The sequence below is a fragment of the Rheinheimera sp. KL1 genome (genome assembly GCF_001275035.1).
GTDB lineage: Bacteria > Pseudomonadota > Gammaproteobacteria > Enterobacterales > Alteromonadaceae > Pararheinheimera > Pararheinheimera tangshanensis.
Map to the genome: position 1 here is coordinate 91,180 of NZ_LAMX01000006.1, position 21,600 is coordinate 112,779.

Genomic DNA, 21,600 nt, shown 5'->3' on the forward strand with positions numbered 1-21,600 from the left:
GGCTCTGACCTGATACCTGAATAAGCCGCAGATGAGCGGGTCAGAGTTAAAACTCTGACCCTTTTGCTAAAGCGTAATCCACACCTGCACAAATCACCGCCACCTGAGCCGAATTGCATTGCTCTGGGCTGGCCTTCGGGCTATCCGGATAGACCTCAGTGGTCGTGACAAATTTAGCCTCTGTCATACCACCACATAAACCCAAAGCACGTTTTGGATAATTCACTACACCAAACTGGGCGAGCTTTTCACCGATCAGACAACCTTGTTCGTCCGCTTCGGCTATGTGAGTGACTTTTTGTACCGCTTCGATAATAGCGCGCTGAAATCCAGTTTCCGGTTTGTTGCTATCACCGACCAGATAAAAACCATCAGGAATATTCCAGTTGTGATTTACAGTGCCGTCGCGGGCGGCTTTGGCTGGGCGGAATTCACTGTTATCCGAATCCGTGGTTTCATGCAGGTCGATATGTACCAGAACCTCCGCTCTATGCTGACGGACAAAAGCCATAGCCAGGCTGGCTTCGTCGGACTGACTTTCTGCACCAAAAGAACGGTTCGGATCTACAGCTTTTGGATTCCAGCGGTTGATGGTTTCATAACCCCAGGGGCTGATACAAGGCAAAACAAGGAGGTTTACTTTGTCGCTGTAGTGATTGAAGTGTTCTTTAATAAACTGTAATGCACCTTGCACACCACTGGTTTCATAACCATGTACACCACCCGTCACCAGCACTACAGGTTTACCCTCTTGCCAGTTTTTGCTGCGAACAGCAAAAAGCTCATAGACAGGTAAACTAAAAGCGCTGTAATCCAGAGTACCGTAATTCAGCAGTTCAGCTGTATTAGGCAAAAATTGCTGCAGTGGTGTCAGCACTTCGTCTTTATAGCTACGTTTGATCTGTTGTTCACTCAGCCACTGCTGTTTTTCCGCTTCGCCCCAGGGCTTGCCGACAGTGCCTATGTGATAAATAAAGTCTTTGTTTGGGCTCATACTGCACCTTTTATTTTTAATCAGCTTATTGTTATTCAGTGGTCATTTCATCGGCAATCTGTAGCAAGCTCGCCGCCAAGGTAGCTGGGTCCTGAGCACCGGAAATTAAGTATCGCTGATTGATGACAAAAGCCGGCACTGAACTGATGCCTGCTTGCTGATACTGAGCTTCTTCGGTCCGGACTTCATCAACAAACCGATCTGATTGCAGCACTGTTAACGCTTCCTCTGCATTAAGTCCTGCTTTTTCCGCACACTGTTGCAGAACTTCAGCTTTGGATACATCGTCGGCAAAACCAAAGTATGCTTCAAATAGGGCCTGTTTCATCGCGGTTTGTTTATCAAAAGCCGCAGCCCATTTCACCAGACGGTGTGCATCAAAGGTATTGCAGGTAAAGCGTTGCTGCATTTTATCGAAGTTCAGCCCAAGATCAGTCGCAACCTTGATCATCGAATCCTGATTCGCCCGCATTTCAGCTTCGCTGCGACCATATTTTTTACTCAGCGCAGGCAGAATAGGTTCAGGGATTAAGTTTGGATCCGGATTAAGTTCAAAGGCACGCCACTGAATACTGACGCTAACTTTGTCCTTGATACTGTCCATGGCCTTTTCAAGCCGGGCATAGCCTATGGCGCACCAGGGGCAGGCAATATCGGAAACTAAATCTATATGCAGGTTTTTCATCACAGATCCTGAATCAGCGGGAATTAGGTTGGATCTGGTTACCATGCCGGGGAATATCAAGACTAAAACGGATTTTTGTCGCAAGTCCGACGGTGTTCGACGTGAACCCCAAGGCGACATGATCCGCCTTGGGGAGTCATAAAGCTAGAAACGATAGGTAATACCAGTGCTTAGGCTGTCTACATCTAAGTTGTCTTCGTCATCGCCTAATTCAGGTAAGACGGCGTATTCAAAATTGATACTCAGATTAGAAGTAATACGCAACTCAGCGCCTGCGCCATAAATCAGACCATCTTCACTATGACTGTCGTCCAGTATGCCGTCTTCATCATTGATATTGATGTCGTATTTGGTTTTATTAAAACCAGCTATACCGTAAACAGATAAGGTTTCCAGCACTGGCCAGGACGCTTTACCGAGCACTGAATAGCTGTTATCTATGCCCAGTTTGACTCGGGTTAATGCTCCTGAATACTCTTCATCCTGCACTCCCACACCGAAACGGCCTTCAATGGCGAAAATATCATTAAACTTATATCCAGCCACACCAGAGACCAAACCAAAATCCCAGTCGGCATCATCAACACTTTGCTGGCTGTACTGAGCACCAAAATAGAGAGGTTGTTCCGCCTGAGCCGAAAATACGGCCGTTGAACAACTTAAACCCATCAATGCTACTGCAATTTTTTTTAACATATTTTTCCTTAAATAATTAGATAACGCTGTAGGCCTCCCGGGCATACCAGTTGTCCATCAGAGGACCTGGATGAATTTATGTTAATTATTGTGAACCAGAGATTAACGATTTTTGATTCAGTACTGCTGCTCATTGTCGGCTATCTATACTCCATGGCTTCTTCTGGCTTGGATGAGTTGCTTTATGACAAAGCCGATGGAGCTAAAATAAATCAGTGTCAGCGATTTACTCCGTTGAGTTTTGGCTCTACACTTTGCGCGTTTTTTACACAGGAGGCCTTATGGCAAAAAAGACAACGGCTGAGCATGGCCGCGGTGAGATCCGGGATAATGCACTCAAAGCTTTAGTCACCAGCAAGTTATTTCAGATGCAGGTGGTGAAGGCGAAAAAAGGCAAAGGCTCCTACAGCCGCCAGAAGTTTAAACAAGGGCAGAAGTGTGATCACTCTGCCCTTTTTGTTGGTGTCATCCGCTAAATTTATTCATTCCCTTCTTATTATTCAGCTCAGGTTCAACCCTTCAGGTTCATTCTGCCTTTGCAGGTAAGCAATGACTCGCTTGTGATAGCTAATTTTCAACCCACTAATGCATTAAGGGAATTTTATGTTTGAAGCCGAATTCAGCAAGTTAGAGCAGTTAATTCAGAAATTAATTTCGGAGAATCAACAGCTCACAGCGCAAGTACAGCAACTGGGTCAAAAAGAGCAACAGTTGCAGCAGGAATTGAAAAAAAGCACAGACCAGCTGGAAACCTTACAGTTGCATGCGATGGAATCGGATGATCAAAAGCAACGGGCGCAGCAAAAGCTGCAGCAATTAACGGCGTTGTTTGAACAGCAATTGTCGGCCTGACCATGTTAAAGCAGCCATTGGTCGTTGAGCAAAAAGTAGTGATAGCCGGTCGGGAATACTGGTTGCGCTGCTCTTTGCATGAACAAGCCGGGTTGCAGGAGTCTGCGCGGCTGCTCAATAGCAAAATTGCACAGGTACGGCAGGGTGCCGGACATTTGTCGATGGAACAAAGCATAGTGCTGGCCGCCTTAAATATGGGGCAGCAACTGGTAACACAACAAAGCCCACAGTTAGAGGAATGTCAGCAGCGTTTGGTGAAGTTAATGGCGTTAATCGAAGCTAAAAAATGAACAGTTTATTGAACTGATTAAGTTTTGGTTCAGATGCCTCAGCCAGAATGAGAGTTAGTGATCAAGCCTGTGAGTTACAGGCGCAACAGAACCTGTATTGACTGATAAGGAAGGACCCTATGAAACAAGCGAATCTCTGGTTAAGTGCTGCTCTTACTCTGGCGCTACTCAGCGGCTGTAGTTCAACCGCAGAGCATCAGCAAAAATACGCTCAGCTGTATAAAGAAACGCCAAAAAAACTGATGATAGTAGTGCATGGTAGTGATGCCGTGCCTGCCGAATTGGTACAGGCTTTTGACAAGGAAGTGCCGGACATTGTCGCAGAGCACGGCTTTGAAATTGTAGATGCCAAACAACGCCAGCTGACGGAAGTCCCTGCATTGACAGATGTTGATGCTGTTCTTTATGTTGATGTTCAGCGTTGGAATAAGGATTACTCAGCTGTGATCGCTGCTGAATCCGTAGTGGAACTTGAGTTTAAACTGGTGTCGACTAAATCAGATCAGGAGCTCTGGAGCCATCAGGACAAATACACTAAAACTCATTTGTTTCTGGGTGGCGATATATTGTCTGAACTGATCCACAGAGCATTTTTTGAAGCCTCTACGGCTTACGAAAATCGCGCCAGTGTGGTGACCAAACAAGCTTTTTCAAACTTTCCGGAAGTTCTGGCGGCTAATCGCTAAATTGAGAATGGAGTTATTTGCAAGGCTGACTTTTGCTGTTGCTATCGCAGACTTGGATTTTATGGGTGTAATCCAGCCATAGATCCCATTCGGTTTGCAAAGGTAAGCTGCGCCAAACTTTGTTAAACACATAAAGCGACTGTTTTCCGGCAATGGATTTATGCAGAATTTTGGAATAAGCGCCGTTTTTGCTTTTACACTCAGACACCCAGACCAAGGCCGGATAGCCATTGACCGGCTCTGTACTTAAGATTTGACTATCAAACAGCTCATCACAGTTACGCTGACCTTGTTGATCATCAATAGTTTTGGTTTTCATCAGATCGCTGTTGGGCTGTTGCTCAAACACAAAACTTTGCACATAGTTGTCTGAATCCACCGCTTGCCAGCGTATTTCTGTGACATTTTCCATGTCATTTGGATTACTCTGAGTCACAGTCCATTCGCCTTCAGGTAAAGGCATAGGTTGCTGCAGCCGCTCCGTGTAGCGCGGCATAGCACAAGAGGTTAATAACAAGCTGCTGATCAAAACAAAGCTGGAATAGGTTTTCATAAGACTCAAGTTGTTGTTAACGGGGGCTGAGCTCTATGCCTGCCCCCTGCTTGGTTAAATGCTACAGGTATTTTTGTAAAAAGGCTAAATAAGCCTCCTGCGCTTTAATACGGTTCTCCTTTTTCATAAAACCGTGGCCTTCGTCCGGGAATAACACATACTCAACAGGTACATTCTGCGCGCGAATAGCCGCTACCATTTCATCACTTTCCACCTGCAATACCCGGGGATCATTGGCACCTTGCACCACCAGCACTGGTTTTTTCACCTTATCACCGTGGAACACTGGTGAAATGCGGCGTAAACGTTCACCATCTTTGGCAGGGTCACCCAGTTCTGCATATAAAGACTCGCGAAAGGATTCCCACCAGGCTGGAATGCTCTCTAAGGTGCGAACCCAGTTGGTGACACCAAAAATATTGATTCCCACTTTAAACTCATCGGTAAATGCCATAGCTGCCATGGTCAGGTAGCCGCCGTAGCTGCCGCCCATCACGCCAATGCGATCGGTGGCCACCCAATCCAATGATTGCAGGTACTTTTTACCGTAGACAATATCCTGCAAATCGTGTTCGCCATGTTTTAAATCATCCAGATGGAAGAAGGTTTTACCATAACCACTGGAGCCTCTGTTATTGACGGCCAGCACCGCATAGCCTTGATTCACCAGATGTTGAATCGCAGGGCTGTAGCCAGTGCGTGATTGTCCGCCCGGGCCGCCATGGATCCAAATCAAAGCCGGAACTTTGGCTGTGCTGCTGGCTTGCTTCGGTTTATACAGCAGTGCAGGCACAGCTAAATCGTCAAAGCTTGGAAAACGTACCACTTCACTTTTTACCAGCACATTTTCATCTATGGCTTTATCCAGTGCCTGAGTGAGACGCTCTGCTTTAGTTTCAGATAATTTCCAGACAAATAAATTCGAAGGACTGTTGTCGGCATTGACGTAGAAGCTTAAATACTGGCTGTCATCAGAAAAAGTCACGCCGCGTAAATCACCGGCAGGCAGCTCGGGCAACTGCAGGGCTTTTCCTGTAGCAAGTTCAGTGATGCTGATGAGAGTAGAGGCATCGGCGTTTACTGCTTCGACTTTGTATTTATTATCTTTGCTAAAGCCAATGTACATAATGTCCCAGTCGGCTTTGCTGTAGGGTTGTACGGCCTTTTCATTAATGTTGTAAGCAAAAGCTTCGCTAAACTCTGATTTTTCGTCTGAGCCAAAAATCAGCTGGTTATTATCGCGGCTAAAACCATAAATGCCATGCGACACATTGCCCTGATGCGGGGTGATATGCACTGGTTTTTTTTCCGTGCTTTGCAAATCGAGCAGATACAGGTTGTTATCTGCATTGGTGCGCTCTTTGGATAGCGCTACATACCGGCCGTTATCGCTTAACGCGCCAATGTCGTAGCCTTCATTGTTCTGATAGACCAAAGTGCGCTGATAGTTGCTGCTATCGTAGCTGTACAAGTCAAAAAACTTAGGATCACGTTCATTTGTCATCAGCCAGAATTTATTGTCATCAGTCCAGCCGACAAATTCGGCTTTGTGTTTGTCACCCGGTGTTAAGTCTTTGACTGAGCCATCGAGTTCCCGCACATAGACATGATGTAGTTCGTTCCCGCCCTGATCAGCTTTGTAGAGCACGCGGTCATCTTGCGGAAACCAACCTACAGGCAACATAGATTCGGTGGTGGATTGGGTCAGCGGCGTCCAGGTTTTGCCATCCAGACTGACTTTGTACAGGTTAAATACACCTGTTTCATCGGACGCCACCAATAGCGCGTCAGCTTTGTGGTTAATGTCGTTGCCCATATAGGACTTGGTGGCATAAAACTGTGCTGGCGTGTATGCAGGGACTGCGGCCATTTTGCTGTCCGGTGCAGCCTCTGCAGCTACAGTGGTGGTATCGGTTTTTGCTGTTTTATCACAGGCACTGAGTAGTAAACTGCCGGCAAAAAGCGCCAGGTAAAGGGGAGTGTGCTTCATACAAAGTCCTTGTTTATTGATGTAGTTTTCAACCTGCTCTGCCTTTACTGCCTGTTGATCAGAGCTGTAGCGTGCTTCATCAATGTACGGTATCAGCGCAGCAGACTCAAGTGAGCTACTCAGCCCAGCGCTGTTTAATTTCAAGGATTTGCTGCAGATTTTGTTCCAGTAAATCAACCAGGACAGGTTCAAAGTGCAGGCCTTTTTGCGCTCTGATGTGCTGCAGCGTAGCTTCAATGGTCCATGCCTGTTTATAAGGCCGTGCGCTTGTTAACGCATCAAACACATCAGACAAAGCCACAATACGGGCTTCGATGGGAATTTGTTCACCGGATAAGCCAAAGGGGTAACCAGTACCATCCCATTTTTCATGGTGATACAAAGCCACAGCTTTGGCCATTTTTAGTAAATCAGATTCGCAGTCACCAATGATCTCTGCCCCTATCAGTGGATGCTTTTGCATCTCCTGGTATTCTTCAGCTGTCAGCTTGCCAGGTTTGAGCAGAATACTGTCGGCTATACCTATTTTGCCTATATCGTGCATAGGAGCAGCATGCAGTAAGTCTTCGGCTTTTTGTTCGCTAAAGCCATATGCCAGCGCCAGTACCTGCGCATAGTGACTCATCCGCATCACATGTAGGCCCGTTTCATTGTCTTTGTATTCAGCAGCGCGGCCTAATCTTTGGATCACCTGCAACCGGGTTTGTTTTAACTCCTGTGCCTGCACCAAAGACAAATGAGTTTTTACCCTAGCCCGCACTACGGCAGGGCTGATAGGTTTGGTGATGTAATCCACAGCTCCTACTTCAAAGCCTTTGGTTTCATCCATCTCATCTTTTAAGGCAGTGACAAAAATAACCGGAATAGCACAGGTAAGCGGGTTGGCTTTTAAGCGGGCACAGACATCAAAACCTGTTAAGCCTGGCATCATGACATCCAGCAGGATCAAATCCGCTTGTTCCTTTTCCAGCAGCTGTAAGGCTTCTTCGCCGCTTTTGGCAAACAATAAACGGTATTGCTCCTGCAACACAGTGCGCAGCACTCTTAAATTGGTGGGTTCATCATCGACCAGTAACAAGCTTTGTTTTTCTGTCATCAGAGCTGTTCTCCACCCAACTTTTGTTGTAACTGCTGTAGCAGTTGCAGGGCCAGACTAAAGTCAAAATCGTTGATGGCATCCAGTAGCTTTAGAATCATAGGCTGGTGTTCGCCGCTGTAGTGAGACAACTGCTCTATACCTTGATCGTCCAGTTCATGGTGCAATAACGACTGTTGTAATGTACTTAACACAGAAGTCAGTTGCTGATCATTCAGTGGGTGCACCTGATCCTCTGGTACTGCAGGTTGGTCAGACAGCAGCTTTTGGTATTCGGCTTCAAACTTAGGCCAGCAGGCCAGAATTTTTTCCAGGACTTCTGTGGCTCGTTGCTGTTGCTGTTGCCGTGCCGCTTGTTCGAGTTCGGCGCAGGCTTTGCTCAGCGGATCCAGACCTAAATTCGCGCTGACGCCTTTGATAGCATGAGCTTGTTGTTGTACGGCTTGATAATCGCCACAGTTAAGCTGTTCTAAAGCGAGCAGCACTGTTTGCCGTTGTTGCTGCAAAAAGGCGTGCAGTTGGGGCAGATAGGTTGCCAGATTGCCCCAAAGTTGTAGCGCTTTGGGGACATTCACTAATAGATCGGAGGAGGTTGTCTGTACCTGCAGTGACAAAGGCTCCCGGACTTCAATAGCCAGCACCCTTGCGATTTCAAAACATAAAGCGGCAAAATCTATCGGCTTGCTGGCAAAGCCCTGCATTCCTGCTTCCTTCGCTGCGGTTTTGTCGTCATCCAGCACGCTGGCTGTTAAAGCAATAATGGGTAACAGGGTTTTGTTCTGTTGTTGCTCCCACTGCCGTATTTGTTGGCAGGCTTTCAAACCATCCAAATGTGGCATCTGGATATCCATCAATACCAAATCAAACTGCTGTTGTTGCATTGTCTGAACCGCTTCGATGCCGTCTGTTACAGCGACCACTTGATGACCAGCTCGTTGTAGCAGCAGTTTCAGCAATTCAAGATTTTGTGGAATATCATCAGCAATCAGCACGTTCAGCGCAGGCAGGGCGGGGACATAACCTTGTTGCTGTGCAGTACTGGCTTTACCCTCCTTCAGTGGCAGACTGAATTCAAAACAGCTACCAACCCCTTCGCTGCTTTGCACTGTGATCTGTCCGCCCATCAGTTCGACCAGCTGTTTACTGATGGTGGTGCCAAGACCTGTGCCGCCAAAACGACGGCTCATGGAGGCGTCGGCCTGAGTAAAGGCATCAAAAATATGTGGTAAACGATCAGCCGCTATACCTATGCCGGTATCTTCAATACTGAATTTGATCTGCTGCTGCGAACTAGGGGCAACCTGAACCCGTACCGAGCCCTGGTCGGTAAATTTAATTGCATTACCAATCAGATTGGTGAGCACCTGACGTAGCCGATCTGGCGCGCCGTAATAAAACTCACCCAGTTGCGGGTCAAGCTCCAGCTTTAACTCCAGCTGCTTTTTCCGCGCCTGAAGCCACAAAGTGGACACCACGGCATCCAGCACGGCAGGCAAAGAGAAATCCTGCAATTCCAGCTCCAGTTTGCCTTTTTCCAGCTTGGCACTGTCGAGAATATCGTTGAGTAAATGCAATAACGAGTGGGCTGAACCATGGATAGTAGCCAGATGTTTTTTCTGTTCAGAAGACAAATCTGAGCTTAATAACAAGTCGCTGAAGCCAATAATGGCATTCATTGGCGTGCGGATTTCATGGCTCATATTGGCCAGAAAAGCACTGCGACTTTCAGCGGCCAGCTCCGCTTTGTTTTTTGCCTGCAGCAACTCCACTTCCATTTGCTTGCGCTGACTGATATCCATCAAAAAACCGTCCAGCCAGACTATTTCATCTTGTGCAGATTTAATGGCCTCGCCATATTCCAATATCCAACGGATGGAGCCATCTTTGTGCCTGATCCGATACTCAATAGTGAAATGTCCCTGATATAGATCTAGCTGAGTAGTGGTGCTTCTGTCATCCGGATGCACTAGATCAGACCAACTGCGTTTGGGAGACGGCAACATAAAGTCACTGGCTGGGTAGCCGGACAAGGTTTCAATCGCATCGCTGATAAATACCATATCCCAGTTTTCATTAAACAGGCAGCGATAAGCTGCTCCAGGGATATTGCCAATTAAAGAGCGGAATTTTTCTTCATTCTCTTTCAGTGCCTGTTCCATTTGCAGGCGGCTGCTGATGTCAGTGATAAAAGCGACAAAAATGTCTTCATCCGGTAATTTGGCATGACCTATTGCCAGTCGCACCGGCACAGTATGGCCATCTTTATGCACAGCTTCCACATCACGGCCTACCCCTATAATTTTCGCTTCGCCTGTACGCAGGTAGTTCTCTAAGTAGGAGTCGTGATCAGGGCGGATAGCAGCGGGAGTGAGGATATTGACGTTTTTATACAGCAACTCTGCCTGAGTCCAGCCAAGAATTTTTTCAGCGGCTTTGTTCATGCCCTGGATCAACCCCTGAGTATTAATAGTGACTATGCCATCGACTGCTGTATCCATCATCGCCAACAAACGGCTTGCATTGGTTTTGGCTGCTGCGCTGGCTTCCCGGTACTTCAATAACAGATTTATAGCGACCACTAAGCTGCTGAGCAGCAAAGTGGTAAAGGTGATGCCCATCGCCAGCACCATAGGGAGTTCACCGGCCTGATAGTCTGGCTGAAAACCTGCTGGCGGAACAAAGCGTGCCGCCGCCATGCCGGTGTAATGCATGCCACTGATAGCAGCGCCCATCACTACACTACTTAATAGCGTCAGCCAGTGAGGGGCCAGATTTAAGCGTTTTAAGCCAAAGCGGATCCAAAGAGCGAGAATAGCCAGTACAACAGCCACCAGAATAGAGAGTAAAAAGATGGCTAAGTCATAACGCAACGCCACTGACATTTGCATTGCGGCCATACCGGCATAGTGCATAGTACCTATGCCCGCGCCTACCAGCAGCCCTCCGAGCAACAGCTGTGGCAGACTAAGGTGTTTTTTACTAATAAGATCCATCGCCACCCAGGAGGCAGCAATACTGGGCAGCATGGACAAAGCGGTAATACCGAAGTGATAACTGACGTCTGTGCATAAGGTAAAAGCCAGCATGCCAATAAAATGCATCGACCAGACACCGCCGCCAAGAGCGATGCTGCCACTGCCCAGCATCATCAGGCGCAACGACCTTTTACTGACACTGATGGCCTGAGCTGTCACCTGCATCGCCATGGCAGAAGCAAACACAGCTATTAAAAACGACAGCAGCACCAAACTGAGATCGTAACTACCCCAGAGCAGTAATGGATCGGCCGGGTGCTCGAACAACTGACGTAACCAATCCATTACTTTAACCTCTTACTACGCTGTATTAATGTTTAGCTGCATAATCCTCTGCAGCACGCCAAACCCGCAATGTATTGCCGGACAGTACTTTTTCAATGTCCTGCTCTGTGTAACCACGCTCTAATAAGCCACGGATCAGGTTAGGGTACATAGACACATCTTTTAACTGTTCAGGTAAGGAATCACCTACACCATCAAAGTCAGAGCCTATGCCGACATAGTCGATGCCGACCAGATCTTTTACATAGTCGATATGGTCGAGCACCTTTTCTAAAGAGGCAAATGGATAAGGATTTTTCTTTTTATACTCTGCCGTAAAAGCGTCTTTATCGGTTTGGCCTGAGGCTTTAAACGCACCGTCCCGCTGCAAGCCCCATTGATTGGCTGCTGAAACGACAAAAGCCGAGCCGAAGTTAATTTGGATCACACCACCGTTTTTTGCTAACGCCTTGATCATGTCATCGTCCATATTGCGCTCAAAACCCGGCACAAAAGCGCGTAATGAAGAGTGAGAGGCGATCACCGGTACTTTACTGATCGCAACGGCCTGATAAAAGGCATCGTCAGACACATGAGAGATATCAATCATCACTCCGGTTTCATTCATGGCTTTCACCAGCTCTTTACCAAAAGGGCTTAAACCTTTCCACTGGCGGCGTAAATCGTAGCTGGAGTCGGCTATATGATTGCTTTCAGAATGAGCGAGGGTGATGTAACGAATACCCCGGTCATAAAAGTGCTGCAGGTTTTCCAATTTACCTTCAATGGGTGTGCCGTTTTCCATCCCCAAGGCTAAAGATATTTTGCCTTCTTTAAAGTGTTTGGCTAAATCGGCGCTGTTGTAGGCCATGGCGAATTTATCCGGCGCGCGGCCTACCAAAGCTTCCATATTGTCGATTAATTGGTTCGCCAGCAAATAACCGCCACCTTTTTTCTCATAAGAGGATGGAATATAAATCGACATAAAAGGCGCATTTAAACCACCGGCTTTGGCGCGGGGGTAATCAAATTCACCTCTTTTGGTGGCTTTGGTCACATCTTCCCAGTCGTCATATAAACGGTAAGGCACGTCGATGTGAGTGTCGATAATAAGCGTATTTTGGGCGATTTTATTCGCTTGTTGCGTGAAGTCCACGGCCTGAGCCTGCAAACTCAAAGCGGCTATTAAACTGATACTAAGTAGAGTAAAGCGCATAGATCCCTCGATAGTTTTCACTGCAATGCAGTTATTTTTTTCTTAATCTATCGCGCTTTGTGCTTTGGGTATAGCTATCTGGTCGCAGTTTTTGCTGTTATGGCAGCAACCAGCCAGATAACCATAAGCTATACAGAGCTGAAGTGTTGAGTAATACCGTCAGCCAGAACAGCAGTTGAAAACTGACTTTACGGTTTTTATGCCGCAACCAGTGCTGAGCGACAAAAGCTGCTGGCCAGCCACCCGCTAAACCTAATAGCAGCAATGTGCTTTCCTGAGTGCGCCAAGCCTGTTGTTCCGCCGCTTTTTTATCGCGCCAGTAACCAAACAAGGCCACAGCGTTGATCAACAAGAATACATATTTCAACCAGGCCGGTACTAATAATTGCCAGTCCAGATAAAGCAACCACAAGGTCAGCAGCACAAAAAGGCCAATACTGAGTTTTAAACTAAAGCGTAAAGTGCTGGTGTTCGATTGCATGGACTGATCCTTTGGAAGCCTTTGATAAGAGTTCAGAGCAAAGAGGTTATAAAGCCTGTTGACTCTAAAGAATACTAGCTGAAATGCTGCTGAACCAGAGCTCTTTGTTATTGTTTTTTCTGAAGATATGTTTCACTCCAGCCAGACTTTGTTCTGTGCGTCTCTGAATGGAAAACTCTATGAACTCTCTGACTACTACCCGCTGCGCTTTGTTTGCATTTAGCAGCTCTGATCTATCCAGCAGAGCTCCCTCTTTTGGGATGGTCTTACAGGAGTAGTTGGAAATAAGGTTAATAAATGGTAAGAAATGTAATTGAAGTGGGAGGTGCTTTAACTGAAGTTATCAATATCGACCATGGTTGTGTAAAAAGCAGGCATAGAAAACGGCGCTGTTGCTGGTTTTTGGGGCAGGTGCTTTAGAGCTGGCAAATTCAATATAGTTAATAAAAGGAAATTAAATGAAACAACAGATCCACGCTCTTAGCCTGTTCACGCTAACCCTGTTTTTCGTTGGTTGTGGTACGGTCAAAACTCTGGCTCCTGATCAGGGTAAAGTCAGCATCAGCTACAACGATAAGAAAAGTTATTGCCACTCTATTCCCCGGATTTATAGCGGAGTTTCACATAACTTTTGCCAGATGTATGGCGAGCCAAATAAAACCAGCTATACCACTGCGGCGGACGTGCCTGTCTGGGCTATAGATACACTACTTTGCGCTGTCACTGATACTCTTGCTTTGCCTTACACTATCAGCCGTCAGCTGAAGGATGGTTCACTTAAAGTAGTGCGCTAAAGCGTGTTTTTACTATCGTGCCGTACAAGTGGCCTCGGCTGAAATCCCCGTATATTGACCTTGCTCTGATAAGGCTTCAAAGGGTAGCCAGTGAGGATCAATGCAATAGGTGACTTTACCTTTTTGCTGTAGATGGGCGATTTGTTCGTGAGACAGTACTGTCTTCGCTTTTGCAGGTGAGCTTAACAGAGCTATGCTCAGCAAAAAAACGGCGGCCAAACTTTTGAAGTGTACCGCAGACACAGGACAAAGAACCTAATGTGAGAGCACATGTTCTTTTAGCACCGTAGGTCTGGTTTAGGTAAGCCGCAAGGAAAACGGAAAAATAAAAGGGATGATTTCTAAAATGCTTGCGTGAAGTAACCTGAACTAGGGATAAGCCGCGTCGCTGAATATGCATCTTTTTGCGCCTCTCTGCGTTGCTCCGTCTAACCATAGCTCGCTATGGCGCACGACAAAGCGCCTTGAGATCCACAAAAATCTGCACATTCCGTCGGTAAAAAGTCCAGCGTTTAAAAGCTATAATTTTACTTCATGGGTTTTATTGGTTAAATCAAAGAGCGCCGACACTCATTAACCCGAGTTCAGGTTAAGTAACAAAATGCCCCGTTAAGGGGCATTTGCGGACACACTATGAATTTTGCTTAGTTGGCACTTGCTGTCAGCAGCTGGCCATCTTTTACCGGAATACGCTCAGCCGGTTCTTCATTTAAACGGGTTTTGTGGACTTTACCGTCCAGCAGGTAAGTGACATCATAGCCTATGACTCGCTTTTCCTGTTTCTGTACTGTTTTACAGACGCGGCGTGTTGTCGCTTCGACATCCTTGTTTTGCATGTCAGTTTGCACTTGCTTGCCGGCGTAACCACCAGCCGCAGCACCTGCAACAGTAGCAATCTTTTTGCCTGAACCACCACCGACCTGGTTACCCAGCACACCACCGACTACAGCACCTAATACTGTTCCTGCGATTTGGTGTTGGTCCTGGACAGCTTTCTTTTGTTGCACTATCTGATCGGTACACTGTTCAACCGGGACGTTATAGCTTTCATATACGGCTTTACTCGCCACGACTTCCGCATATTCCGGTTCTTTGTCTAAATAACTGTAGCCTGCCATAGAGCCTAAAGCAGTAACGGCGATACCACCTACTACTAAACCTGCAATAAGAGACTTGTTCATGCTGTACCTCAATTCACTGTTATAAAGTTCAATTGCCTTTAGCAATCAAGTTGACAGGAGTTTAGGCGCGTCAAGCTGTACTCAAACTGAATCGCAAGGCCAAGGTTCAGTTTTTTGCACATAAGAGCAACTTGCCTCTATTTCATAGCCTTGCGTTGTAGCCCATTGCAGACCAGTCTCAACCAATTTTCGGGCCAAACCTTGCCCTCTGGCACTTTCCGGAACATAAGTGCGGTAAAAGTTGATTTTCCGGCTATTTAGGTCAAGGCTATATAAAAGTTCCGCTTGTTCATTGACCCACTGAATTACAAACCGCTGTTCTTGGGGGTAGTGCCTGACTGCAACTGATTCTGACATTAAGATTGCCTTTGATGGCTAAGGAACATTTGATTCAGATTAAAGACTTTCTTCCGGTTGGCATAGAGGTATACGCATGAGATGGTTGTTGTTTTTATGTATCGCCTTTAGTTTTAGTCTGCAAGCTAAGACTGAACTGACCATACTGGTAGGACTGGATAAACCTCCTTATATAGATTTGAACGATAGCTCTGGTTACGAACTGGATTTACTACGTTTACTGACGAAAAAAATGGGTTATGACGCAGTGTTTTTACATGTGCCTAATGCCCGAATCAAAGATCTGATGTTGGATGGCAAAGCAGACATCGCCACGTTACAAAAACCTGATCAAGCACAGCCACAGTTGTATTACTCACAACCCTATATTCGTTATCAGAATGTTGCGGCTAGTCTTGCCTCAAAAAGCTTACAACTGCATCAATTAGCGCAGCTAAAACCTTATTCTGTGGTCGCTTTTCACAATGCCCGTATCCTGCTGGGCCCGGAATACCAGCAACTGGTGCCTTTTATGGCAAATTATCAGGAAGTAGCCAACCAAAGTCAGCAGCTACAAATGTTATTACTGGAGCGTTGCGAGTGGTGGTGATGGACAGAAACATCTTTTATTATTACGCCAAAGAAGCAGGGCAGAGTATGCAACCTTTTGATATAGCTGCTGTATTTCCAGCCAGCTTATATAGTGCTGCTTTTAAAAATGAGAGATTAAGAAACAAATTTAATAAGGCTCTGGCTGAAGTACAGCAAGAGCCTGTTTTTACTCAGCTGCAGCTGAAGTATTTTTCGGATGTAAATCAGCAACTGCAGGCTCCACAGTTGTAGCCTCCGTTGAGGCGGCCTGAGCTTCCTCCGCCTTTTGCTTCAGGCGGATAGAGTTTTTCACCAGAATATTTTTCTTTTGTTTAGCTCTTTTACTGATCTTCTTTTTTAACGCTTTGCTTGAACTCATGATTTCTTTTCTCACGCCAGATATGGCGCTTAGTTTACCTCAGTCTGCTGAATTACCCCAAACACTTGCTGCGTGGGCCATCAAAACCAGCGATCTTTTACCATACCGTAGTGAAAATAACCCCATTGTCCTAAACGTCGCAGTGCAGGTAGCGGGAATTTTGGCAAAGCAGTCTGATACAGCGGGATTTGCGGCAAAGCGATACCCATTAAACCTTCTGCCAAACGTTTACCAGCCTGCACTGAAAAGGTCAGGCCGCTGCCACAGTACCCCATGCTGTACAGCACATTGCCTTTATCATCGGCCTGTGCCAAATGGGGGATATCGTCCAGCGTCATGCAAATCCAGCCTGACCAACTGTACTCATAACGCAGCGATTGCAAAGCCGGAAAGCTGAGTTTAAGTACTTCCAGCAGACGTTTCGCAAAATAAGGATCTTCAGCGCCCTGGCCTGTAATAGCGCCACGACCACCAAACAAAATTCTGTTATCCGGCAGCTTGCGGTAGTAATACTTCAGTGCTCTGGTATCCATAATCACCTGCGAGGTTAAAAAGTTGCAGGCCGCCAGTTGAGCTTCAGACAAAGGTTCAGTGACAATAATTTGTGATAACACAGGCAAAGTGCGGGACTGCACGCCACTGTGCAACAGTTTGGGTGTGTAACCATTACTGGCGATCACTACTTTTTTGGCCCGCACTAAGCCTTGTGGCGTGATCAGCAACTGCTGCTCACCCTGCTGTTGCCAATCGGTGACAGGGCTGGCGCTATAAATCTTAGCTCCGGCTTGTCGCGCTAGTTGTTGATAACCCCAGGCCAGTTTCAGTGGGTTCACCCCAAAACCATCATAAAAACGTAAGGCGGCGTATGCATGTTGGTCTGCGACAAATTTCTGGTGCAGTTCATCACGGCTGAACAACTCCACCTGATAACCAAACTCTTTTTGTAATAAGCTGGCTTGTTGCTGCAGAGTTTTTACCATAGAGGGCTTGTGTGCCATTCGCAGATAACCTGCTTCCTGCTGGTCGCAATCTATGCCTGTAGCGATCAGTGATTTGACGGTTTCAAGACCTTCACAAAATTCCCGGTAAATACCATGCATAGCGGCTTCGCCATACTGAGCCCGCATCACTGAATAAGGTTTTCGACCCGAAGATTTCAGTACAAAACCTGCATTACGACCGCTGCAGCCCCAAGCGGTTTGATTGGCTTCCAGCACCACTGCTTTGACATTATGCCCGGTCGCCAGATGATAAGCACAGGACAAGCCGGTATAACCAGCACCAATAATGGCCACGTCAACAGATAAATCCTGTTTTAACTGACCATCATCCGCAGGAGCTGTGCCTGAATGAGCAGCCCAATAACTGTTCGGGTAAGGTTGGCCCTGGCCTGGATGGGGGTCTAGCAGCGGGTCGTACATCCGTTTTTCCTTTTAGTTGTATTGGATGAGCATTTTGGCGATCATGGCAAGAACTATAGAAAAAACCAAGAGTGTTTTATGTTTTCCAGCGCTATTGAGTACCGCCAGCTGCAGTTGCAGGATTACGTGGCCTTGTTGCAATTAGCCAATCAGGTACATGGTGATGGCTATCTGGATGCTCAGTCGCTGGCTTATTACCATCAGTTAAGTATCAAAAAAGGCATAGATGCCAGCTTCGTGGCCTATGCTGATCAGCAACTTGTGGGGTTTCGTTTATGCTGGGCAGCAGGGCAATGGCAACCTGATCTGTGGTGCAGCACTGATCTTTGGCAAACCGCTATAGCTGATACCAGCTACTTTAAATGCAATACCATAGCGCCACTTTGGCAAGGGCGGGGTATTGGCGGTGAACTGATGAACCGCTCTATCACTGCGCTGAAACAGCAAGGAGCAAAAGCAGGAGTGGCGCATTTATGGAGACAAAGTCCGGGTAATGCCGCTGTCAAGTATTTCACCAAACAAGGTGGTCAGTTGGTAAAAATTCATCCGGATAAATGGCGGCAAGACAGCCACAACGGTTATGAATGCGTGCGTTGCGGTTTTGATTGTCGGTGTGAGGCTGCCGAGATGATAATCTATTTCTGAACATCCTGTGTCCTTGGCGCTGCAGCGGCGTTGACTGCCTGCTCTTACAATAAAGAATTCACCCCAATCACATAGGACAACTATGTTCATGGGGATTTACTCGCTTGTCGCCTTGCTGCACCCCCAATGCCTTTGGATTTTATGCTGCGTCCTTGGCGCTGCAGCAGCGCGGGTTTTTCCCCGCCCGTCCAGCGTTCTGCCTGTACTAAGCCAGCTTATTCTGTCACCCAGGGCATTTCCGGTAATAACGCCAGATGTTCGATATAACGCTGCAAATTGAACGTTTCATTACGTTCAATCACGGCTTCCATTTCTGGTGCCAAGGCGCAGGCCATCAGTTCCAAAGCATCTTCCCTGCTGTGGCCTGTCATGCAGAGACGCATCAGGGTTTCTTTCACTTGTTTTGGATTATTGTCGGCTAGCTGATTTTCCAGCACTTCAAAAATAATTTCCTGATCGACTAAGGGTTCCTGACTCATTCGGTATTTTCCCAAGCATATGTATCTAAGGGCGCAGCATGCCAGAGCATAGACAAAGCGGCAAGCCGAAGGACCGACCTCTGAATTTTTTCCGTGAGTCTGATGGTGTTCCACTTTGGCTTTGGCTAAGCTGGGCCACGACTTTTTAAATATAAAAACAAAAACTTATGCAACAGGGATATTCGTCGAACTGGCACAGCAGGCTAAAAGCCTTAGGGCCAGGAATTTTATTGGCTACTGCTGCTATTGGTGGCTCACATATAGTGGCTTCCACTCAGGCTGGAGCTTTATTTGGCTGGCAACTGGCAGTGCTGATTTTGCTGGTGAACGTGTTGAAGTACCCCTTTTTCCGTTTTGGAGTGGAGTACAGTCTGCACAGTGGTGAAACCTTGCTTGAGGGGTATCAAAAACAAGGCCGGGATTATTTATTAAGTTTTGTCTGGCTGAATTTAATAGCTGCTGTGGTTAATACAGCTGGCGTGTTGCTACTGACCGCTAGTTTGCTGCAGTTTTTTATGCCGGTGCAGTTATCTCTGACTCTGCTTTGTTTGATTTTGTTAGCGGTATGTTTGCTGATTTTATTAGCAGGTCAATACAAGTTACTCGATAAGGTTTCCAAATGGGTGATGGTATTGCTAACGATCACTACAGTGGCTGCGGCTATCATCGCCTTTAACAAAGGTCCAACGGCGGCAGCAGATTTTGTCGGCCCTTCACCATGGCAGTTGATGTATTTGGGCTTTTTAGTAGCGCTGATGGGCTGGATGCCTGCTCCTATTGAAATTTCCGCTATTAACTCGTTGTGGCTCAAAGCCAAGCAGCAGCATACGCCGGTGAATACACAAGATGGTTTATTTGACTTTAACTTAGGCTACTGGAGCACGACAGCACTGGCATTGGTATTTCTGGCTTTAGGTGCTTTGGTGCAATATGGCTCGGATCAGAAAGTTGAATTAGCAGGCGCTGCGTACACCAACCAGTTTGTTTCCATGTATGCCAGCACTATAGGTGATTGGTCAAAGCTGTTAGTGGCTTTGGTCGCTTTTCTTTGTATGTTTGGTACTACGCTGACGGTGCTGGATGGTTATGCCCGTACTATCAATGAATCCTTTCAACTTTTAGGCTGGCAAAAAGCAGAACGAAAACATAGCTACAACTACTGGCTGCTGGCGCAGGCTGCTTCTGGTATGGCGGTAATTTTGTTTTTTAAATCTACGCTTGGCCCTATGCTTACTTTTGCCATGAGTCTGGCTTTTGTCACGACTCCGGTCTTTGCCTGGCTGAATTATCGTCTGATGCGGGGTCAGCAGAAGCATCTGATGCAACCTTGGATCCGCTTGCTATCCTGGCTAGGGTTAACTTATTTATTTGGTTTTGCGTTGCTGTTTATCTGGTGGTACCTGAGTAAATAACCTGAATAAATAAAATGCCCATACAATCATTCGCTTAAGCTGTATTTACACAAATCTGCTTGCGCTGGTTTAAACCGCTCTGTAGTCTCGAATTCAGAGACCGGTTTAAACTGGCAGCAAGGCAACAGAACACAACCTTTTCCCCGATAAAACAACAACCTATACATCAACGATAATAGAAGTATAAATGATGAATTCATTGGAATTTGTGGGCACCTTTTTGTTGCAACTGGCTGTTATTTTGGTCGCGGCGCAACTTTTCGGTTATCTGGCGCGTTTTATTGGTCAGCCGAAAGTAGTTGGCGAGATGATAGCGGGCGTGGTGTTAGGTCCTTCGTTATTTGGCTTGTTCTGGCCAGATATTCAACAACAGATATTCCCTGCCGACACTATGCCTGTGCTGTATTTTGGCGCTCAGGTAGGCGTAGGTTTGTATATGTTTTTAGTCGGGCTGGAATTTAATACCGGCTTGTTTAAACAACAGGCCCGCAGTGCTATTGCAGTTTCTTTGGCTGGTATGCTGGTGCCTTTTACTGTTGCAGCTTTGTTATGTATTTGGCTGCTGGACATGCCAGGCCTATTTGCCGCAGATATTTCTTACGGCAATGCAGCATTGTTTTTAGGGGCTGCTATAGCTATTACCGCTTTCCCTATGTTGGCCCGAATTATTTACGAGCGGGGTTTATCTGGTACTTCGTTGGGTGCTCTGGCACTGGCGGCCGGTGCTATAGATGATGCCGCGGCCTGGACTGTAATGGCTGTGGTGCTGGCTAGTTTTGGTGGTGGTGCTTTGTTAGCGGTCAAAGCTGTCGTGGGCGGTGTGGCGTACGCCAGTTTAATGTTTACCAAAGTCACGGGCTGGTTGCAGCCTCTGGCCGACAGGATTGAAGCCAAAGGCGAAATAAGCTGGGGGCAGTTTGCTTTCCTGCTAGTACTTTTTGCTATCTCTGCCTATTCGATGGAATGGGTTGGCCTGCATGCTGTTTTTGGTGGTTTTATTTTAGGTATCGCCATGCCCCGTGGTGCCATAGTGGAGCACTTACGTAAACGTTTAGAAAAAATCACCATTTTTGTCTTATTACCGATGTTTTTCACCTACTCAGGCTTAAAAACCCAGCTGACTATATTGGCTGATTGGGAAGTGATGTCTGTTGCTCTGGTGATATTGGCTGCTTCAGTTTTTGCTAAAGGCATAGCCTGCTGGGCCGCGGCCCGTCTCACTGGTAGCGACAATAGAACCGCTATGGCTGTTGGTGCTTTAATGAATGCCCGTGGCCTGATGGAGCTGATTATTATCAATATAGCGCTGAAGTTTGGCGTGATAGAACCTGCGTTGTTCTCCATAATGGTGCTGATGGCGATAGTGACCACACTGATGGCCACACCACTGTTTGAGCTGGTGTATGGCCGGCATATGAAAAAGCAAGTACTGGATAAAAGCCCTGTATCAGCGCAGGTTGCAAGTGAAAACCAAAGCTAGAGCATTAAAATAATAAAGCGGACTTCGGTCCGCTTTATTCATCG

General features: G+C 46.7%; 23 protein-coding genes. 9 read left to right on the forward strand and 14 right to left on the reverse strand.

What is annotated here, in order from left to right; all coding sequences use genetic code 11:
• Positions 1 to 46: 46 nt before the first annotated feature.
• The 3 genes from WH43_RS02570 to WH43_RS02580 all read right to left on the reverse strand — a co-directional run bounded on the left by WH43_RS02570 (position 47) and on the right by WH43_RS02580 (position 2,375).
• Positions 47 to 994 (reverse strand): M14 family metallopeptidase, encoded by a 948-nt coding sequence (locus tag WH43_RS02570; protein WP_053423094.1) that lies wholly within the window; start codon positions 992 to 994, stop codon positions 47 to 49.
• A gap of 31 nt (positions 995 to 1,025) precedes the next feature.
• On the reverse strand, positions 1,026 to 1,679 hold the full coding sequence (locus tag WH43_RS02575) for a DsbA family oxidoreductase (RefSeq protein ID WP_053423095.1): 654 nt from the start codon (positions 1,677 to 1,679) through the stop codon (positions 1,026 to 1,028).
• A 144-nt stretch (positions 1,680 to 1,823) separates the two neighbouring features.
• On the reverse strand, positions 1,824 to 2,375 hold the full coding sequence (locus WH43_RS02580) for a porin family protein (protein WP_053423096.1): 552 nt from the start codon (positions 2,373 to 2,375) through the stop codon (positions 1,824 to 1,826).
• 281 nt (positions 2,376 to 2,656) lie between these two features.
• On the opposite strand from WH43_RS02580, the gene WH43_RS02585 reads away from it, so the two are divergent.
• The 4 genes from WH43_RS02585 to WH43_RS02600 all read left to right on the forward strand — a co-directional run bounded on the left by WH43_RS02585 (position 2,657) and on the right by WH43_RS02600 (position 4,203).
• Complete coding sequence (locus WH43_RS02585) at positions 2,657 to 2,851, forward strand: alternative ribosome-rescue factor A (protein ID WP_053423097.1); 195 nt, start codon at positions 2,657 to 2,659, stop codon at positions 2,849 to 2,851.
• A 127-nt stretch (positions 2,852 to 2,978) separates the two neighbouring features.
• On the forward strand, positions 2,979 to 3,227 hold the full coding sequence (locus WH43_RS02590) for a hypothetical protein (protein ID WP_053423098.1): 249 nt from the start codon (positions 2,979 to 2,981) through the stop codon (positions 3,225 to 3,227).
• Between the two features lie 2 nt (positions 3,228 to 3,229).
• Positions 3,230 to 3,517, forward strand: a complete 288-nt coding sequence (locus WH43_RS02595; RefSeq protein ID WP_053423099.1) for a cell division protein ZapA — start codon at positions 3,230 to 3,232, stop codon at positions 3,515 to 3,517.
• A gap of 119 nt (positions 3,518 to 3,636) precedes the next feature.
• Positions 3,637 to 4,203, forward strand: coding sequence for a GNA1162 family protein (locus WH43_RS02600; RefSeq protein WP_053423100.1), 567 nt, complete (start codon positions 3,637 to 3,639; stop codon positions 4,201 to 4,203).
• Between the two features lie 13 nt (positions 4,204 to 4,216).
• On the opposite strand, the gene WH43_RS02605 is transcribed toward WH43_RS02600, so the two are convergent.
• From WH43_RS02605 to WH43_RS02630, 6 genes are all read right to left on the reverse strand, one after another.
• On the reverse strand, positions 4,217 to 4,756 hold the full coding sequence (locus WH43_RS02605; RefSeq protein WP_053423101.1) for a hypothetical protein: 540 nt from the start codon (positions 4,754 to 4,756) through the stop codon (positions 4,217 to 4,219).
• Between the two features lie 61 nt (positions 4,757 to 4,817).
• The gene (locus WH43_RS02610; protein WP_053423138.1) at positions 4,818 to 6,746 is read right to left on the reverse strand and encodes an alpha/beta hydrolase family protein; all 1,929 of its coding nucleotides are present in this window, start codon (positions 6,744 to 6,746) and stop codon (positions 4,818 to 4,820) included.
• A 115-nt stretch (positions 6,747 to 6,861) separates the two neighbouring features.
• On the reverse strand, positions 6,862 to 7,842 hold the full coding sequence (locus WH43_RS02615) for a response regulator (RefSeq protein ID WP_053423102.1): 981 nt from the start codon (positions 7,840 to 7,842) through the stop codon (positions 6,862 to 6,864).
• Positions 7,842 to 11,162 (reverse strand): MHYT domain-containing protein, encoded by a 3,321-nt coding sequence (locus WH43_RS02620; protein ID WP_053423103.1) that lies wholly within the window; start codon positions 11,160 to 11,162, stop codon positions 7,842 to 7,844. The genes WH43_RS02615 and WH43_RS02620 overlap by 1 nt, the downstream gene beginning before the upstream one ends.
• A 25-nt stretch (positions 11,163 to 11,187) precedes the next feature.
• Positions 11,188 to 12,357: a dipeptidase gene (locus tag WH43_RS02625; protein WP_053423104.1), complete on the reverse strand. Its 1,170-nt coding sequence runs from the start codon at positions 12,355 to 12,357 to the stop codon at positions 11,188 to 11,190.
• Positions 12,358 to 12,454: 97 nt separating this feature from the next.
• Positions 12,455 to 12,838 carry a DUF1294 domain-containing protein gene (locus tag WH43_RS02630; RefSeq protein WP_082335656.1) on the reverse strand — a complete coding sequence of 128 codons (384 nt, stop codon included), beginning with the start codon at positions 12,836 to 12,838 and terminating at the stop codon, positions 12,455 to 12,457.
• Positions 12,839 to 13,296: 458 nt separating this feature from the next.
• Here WH43_RS02630 and WH43_RS02635 point away from each other — a divergent pair, with 458 nt between their 5' ends.
• Complete coding sequence (locus tag WH43_RS02635; protein ID WP_053423105.1) at positions 13,297 to 13,632, forward strand: YceK/YidQ family lipoprotein; 336 nt, start codon at positions 13,297 to 13,299, stop codon at positions 13,630 to 13,632.
• Positions 13,633 to 14,276: 644 nt separating this feature from the next.
• On the opposite strand, the gene WH43_RS02645 is transcribed toward WH43_RS02635, so the two are convergent.
• A complete protein-coding gene (locus WH43_RS02645) occupies positions 14,277 to 14,813 on the reverse strand; it encodes a glycine zipper 2TM domain-containing protein (RefSeq protein ID WP_053423107.1) in 537 nt (178 codons plus the stop codon).
• 81 nt (positions 14,814 to 14,894) lie between these two features.
• Positions 14,895 to 15,170, reverse strand: coding sequence for a GNAT family N-acetyltransferase (locus tag WH43_RS02650; RefSeq protein ID WP_053423108.1), 276 nt, complete (start codon positions 15,168 to 15,170; stop codon positions 14,895 to 14,897).
• Positions 15,171 to 15,246: 76 nt separating this feature from the next.
• On the opposite strand from WH43_RS02650, the gene WH43_RS02655 reads away from it, so the two are divergent.
• Positions 15,247 to 15,759 carry a substrate-binding periplasmic protein gene (locus WH43_RS02655; RefSeq protein ID WP_053423109.1) on the forward strand — a complete coding sequence of 171 codons (513 nt, stop codon included), beginning with the start codon at positions 15,247 to 15,249 and terminating at the stop codon, positions 15,757 to 15,759.
• Between the two features lie 168 nt (positions 15,760 to 15,927).
• Here WH43_RS02655 and WH43_RS20245 read toward each other — a convergent pair whose 3' ends face one another.
• Positions 15,928 to 16,119 (reverse strand): hypothetical protein, encoded by a 192-nt coding sequence (locus WH43_RS20245; protein ID WP_286049410.1) that lies wholly within the window; start codon positions 16,117 to 16,119, stop codon positions 15,928 to 15,930.
• A gap of 80 nt (positions 16,120 to 16,199) precedes the next feature.
• The gene (locus WH43_RS02665; RefSeq protein WP_053423111.1) at positions 16,200 to 17,540 is read right to left on the reverse strand and encodes an NAD(P)/FAD-dependent oxidoreductase; all 1,341 of its coding nucleotides are present in this window, start codon (positions 17,538 to 17,540) and stop codon (positions 16,200 to 16,202) included.
• Between the two features lie 78 nt (positions 17,541 to 17,618).
• Between WH43_RS02665 and WH43_RS02670 the strand changes: the two genes are divergently transcribed.
• Positions 17,619 to 18,185 carry a GNAT family N-acetyltransferase gene (locus WH43_RS02670; protein ID WP_082335657.1) on the forward strand — a complete coding sequence of 189 codons (567 nt, stop codon included), beginning with the start codon at positions 17,619 to 17,621 and terminating at the stop codon, positions 18,183 to 18,185.
• Positions 18,186 to 18,400: 215 nt separating this feature from the next.
• On the opposite strand, the gene WH43_RS02675 is transcribed toward WH43_RS02670, so the two are convergent.
• Positions 18,401 to 18,664, reverse strand: coding sequence for a hypothetical protein (locus WH43_RS02675; RefSeq protein ID WP_053423112.1), 264 nt, complete (start codon positions 18,662 to 18,664; stop codon positions 18,401 to 18,403).
• 167 nt (positions 18,665 to 18,831) lie between these two features.
• Here WH43_RS02675 and WH43_RS02680 point away from each other — a divergent pair, with 167 nt between their 5' ends.
• Positions 18,832 to 20,076, forward strand: coding sequence for an NRAMP family divalent metal transporter (locus tag WH43_RS02680; protein ID WP_053423113.1), 1,245 nt, complete (start codon positions 18,832 to 18,834; stop codon positions 20,074 to 20,076).
• Positions 20,077 to 20,263: 187 nt separating this feature from the next.
• Positions 20,264 to 21,556 carry a cation:proton antiporter gene (locus tag WH43_RS02685; protein WP_286049411.1) on the forward strand — a complete coding sequence of 431 codons (1,293 nt, stop codon included), beginning with the start codon at positions 20,264 to 20,266 and terminating at the stop codon, positions 21,554 to 21,556.
• Positions 21,557 to 21,600 lie beyond the last annotated feature (44 nt).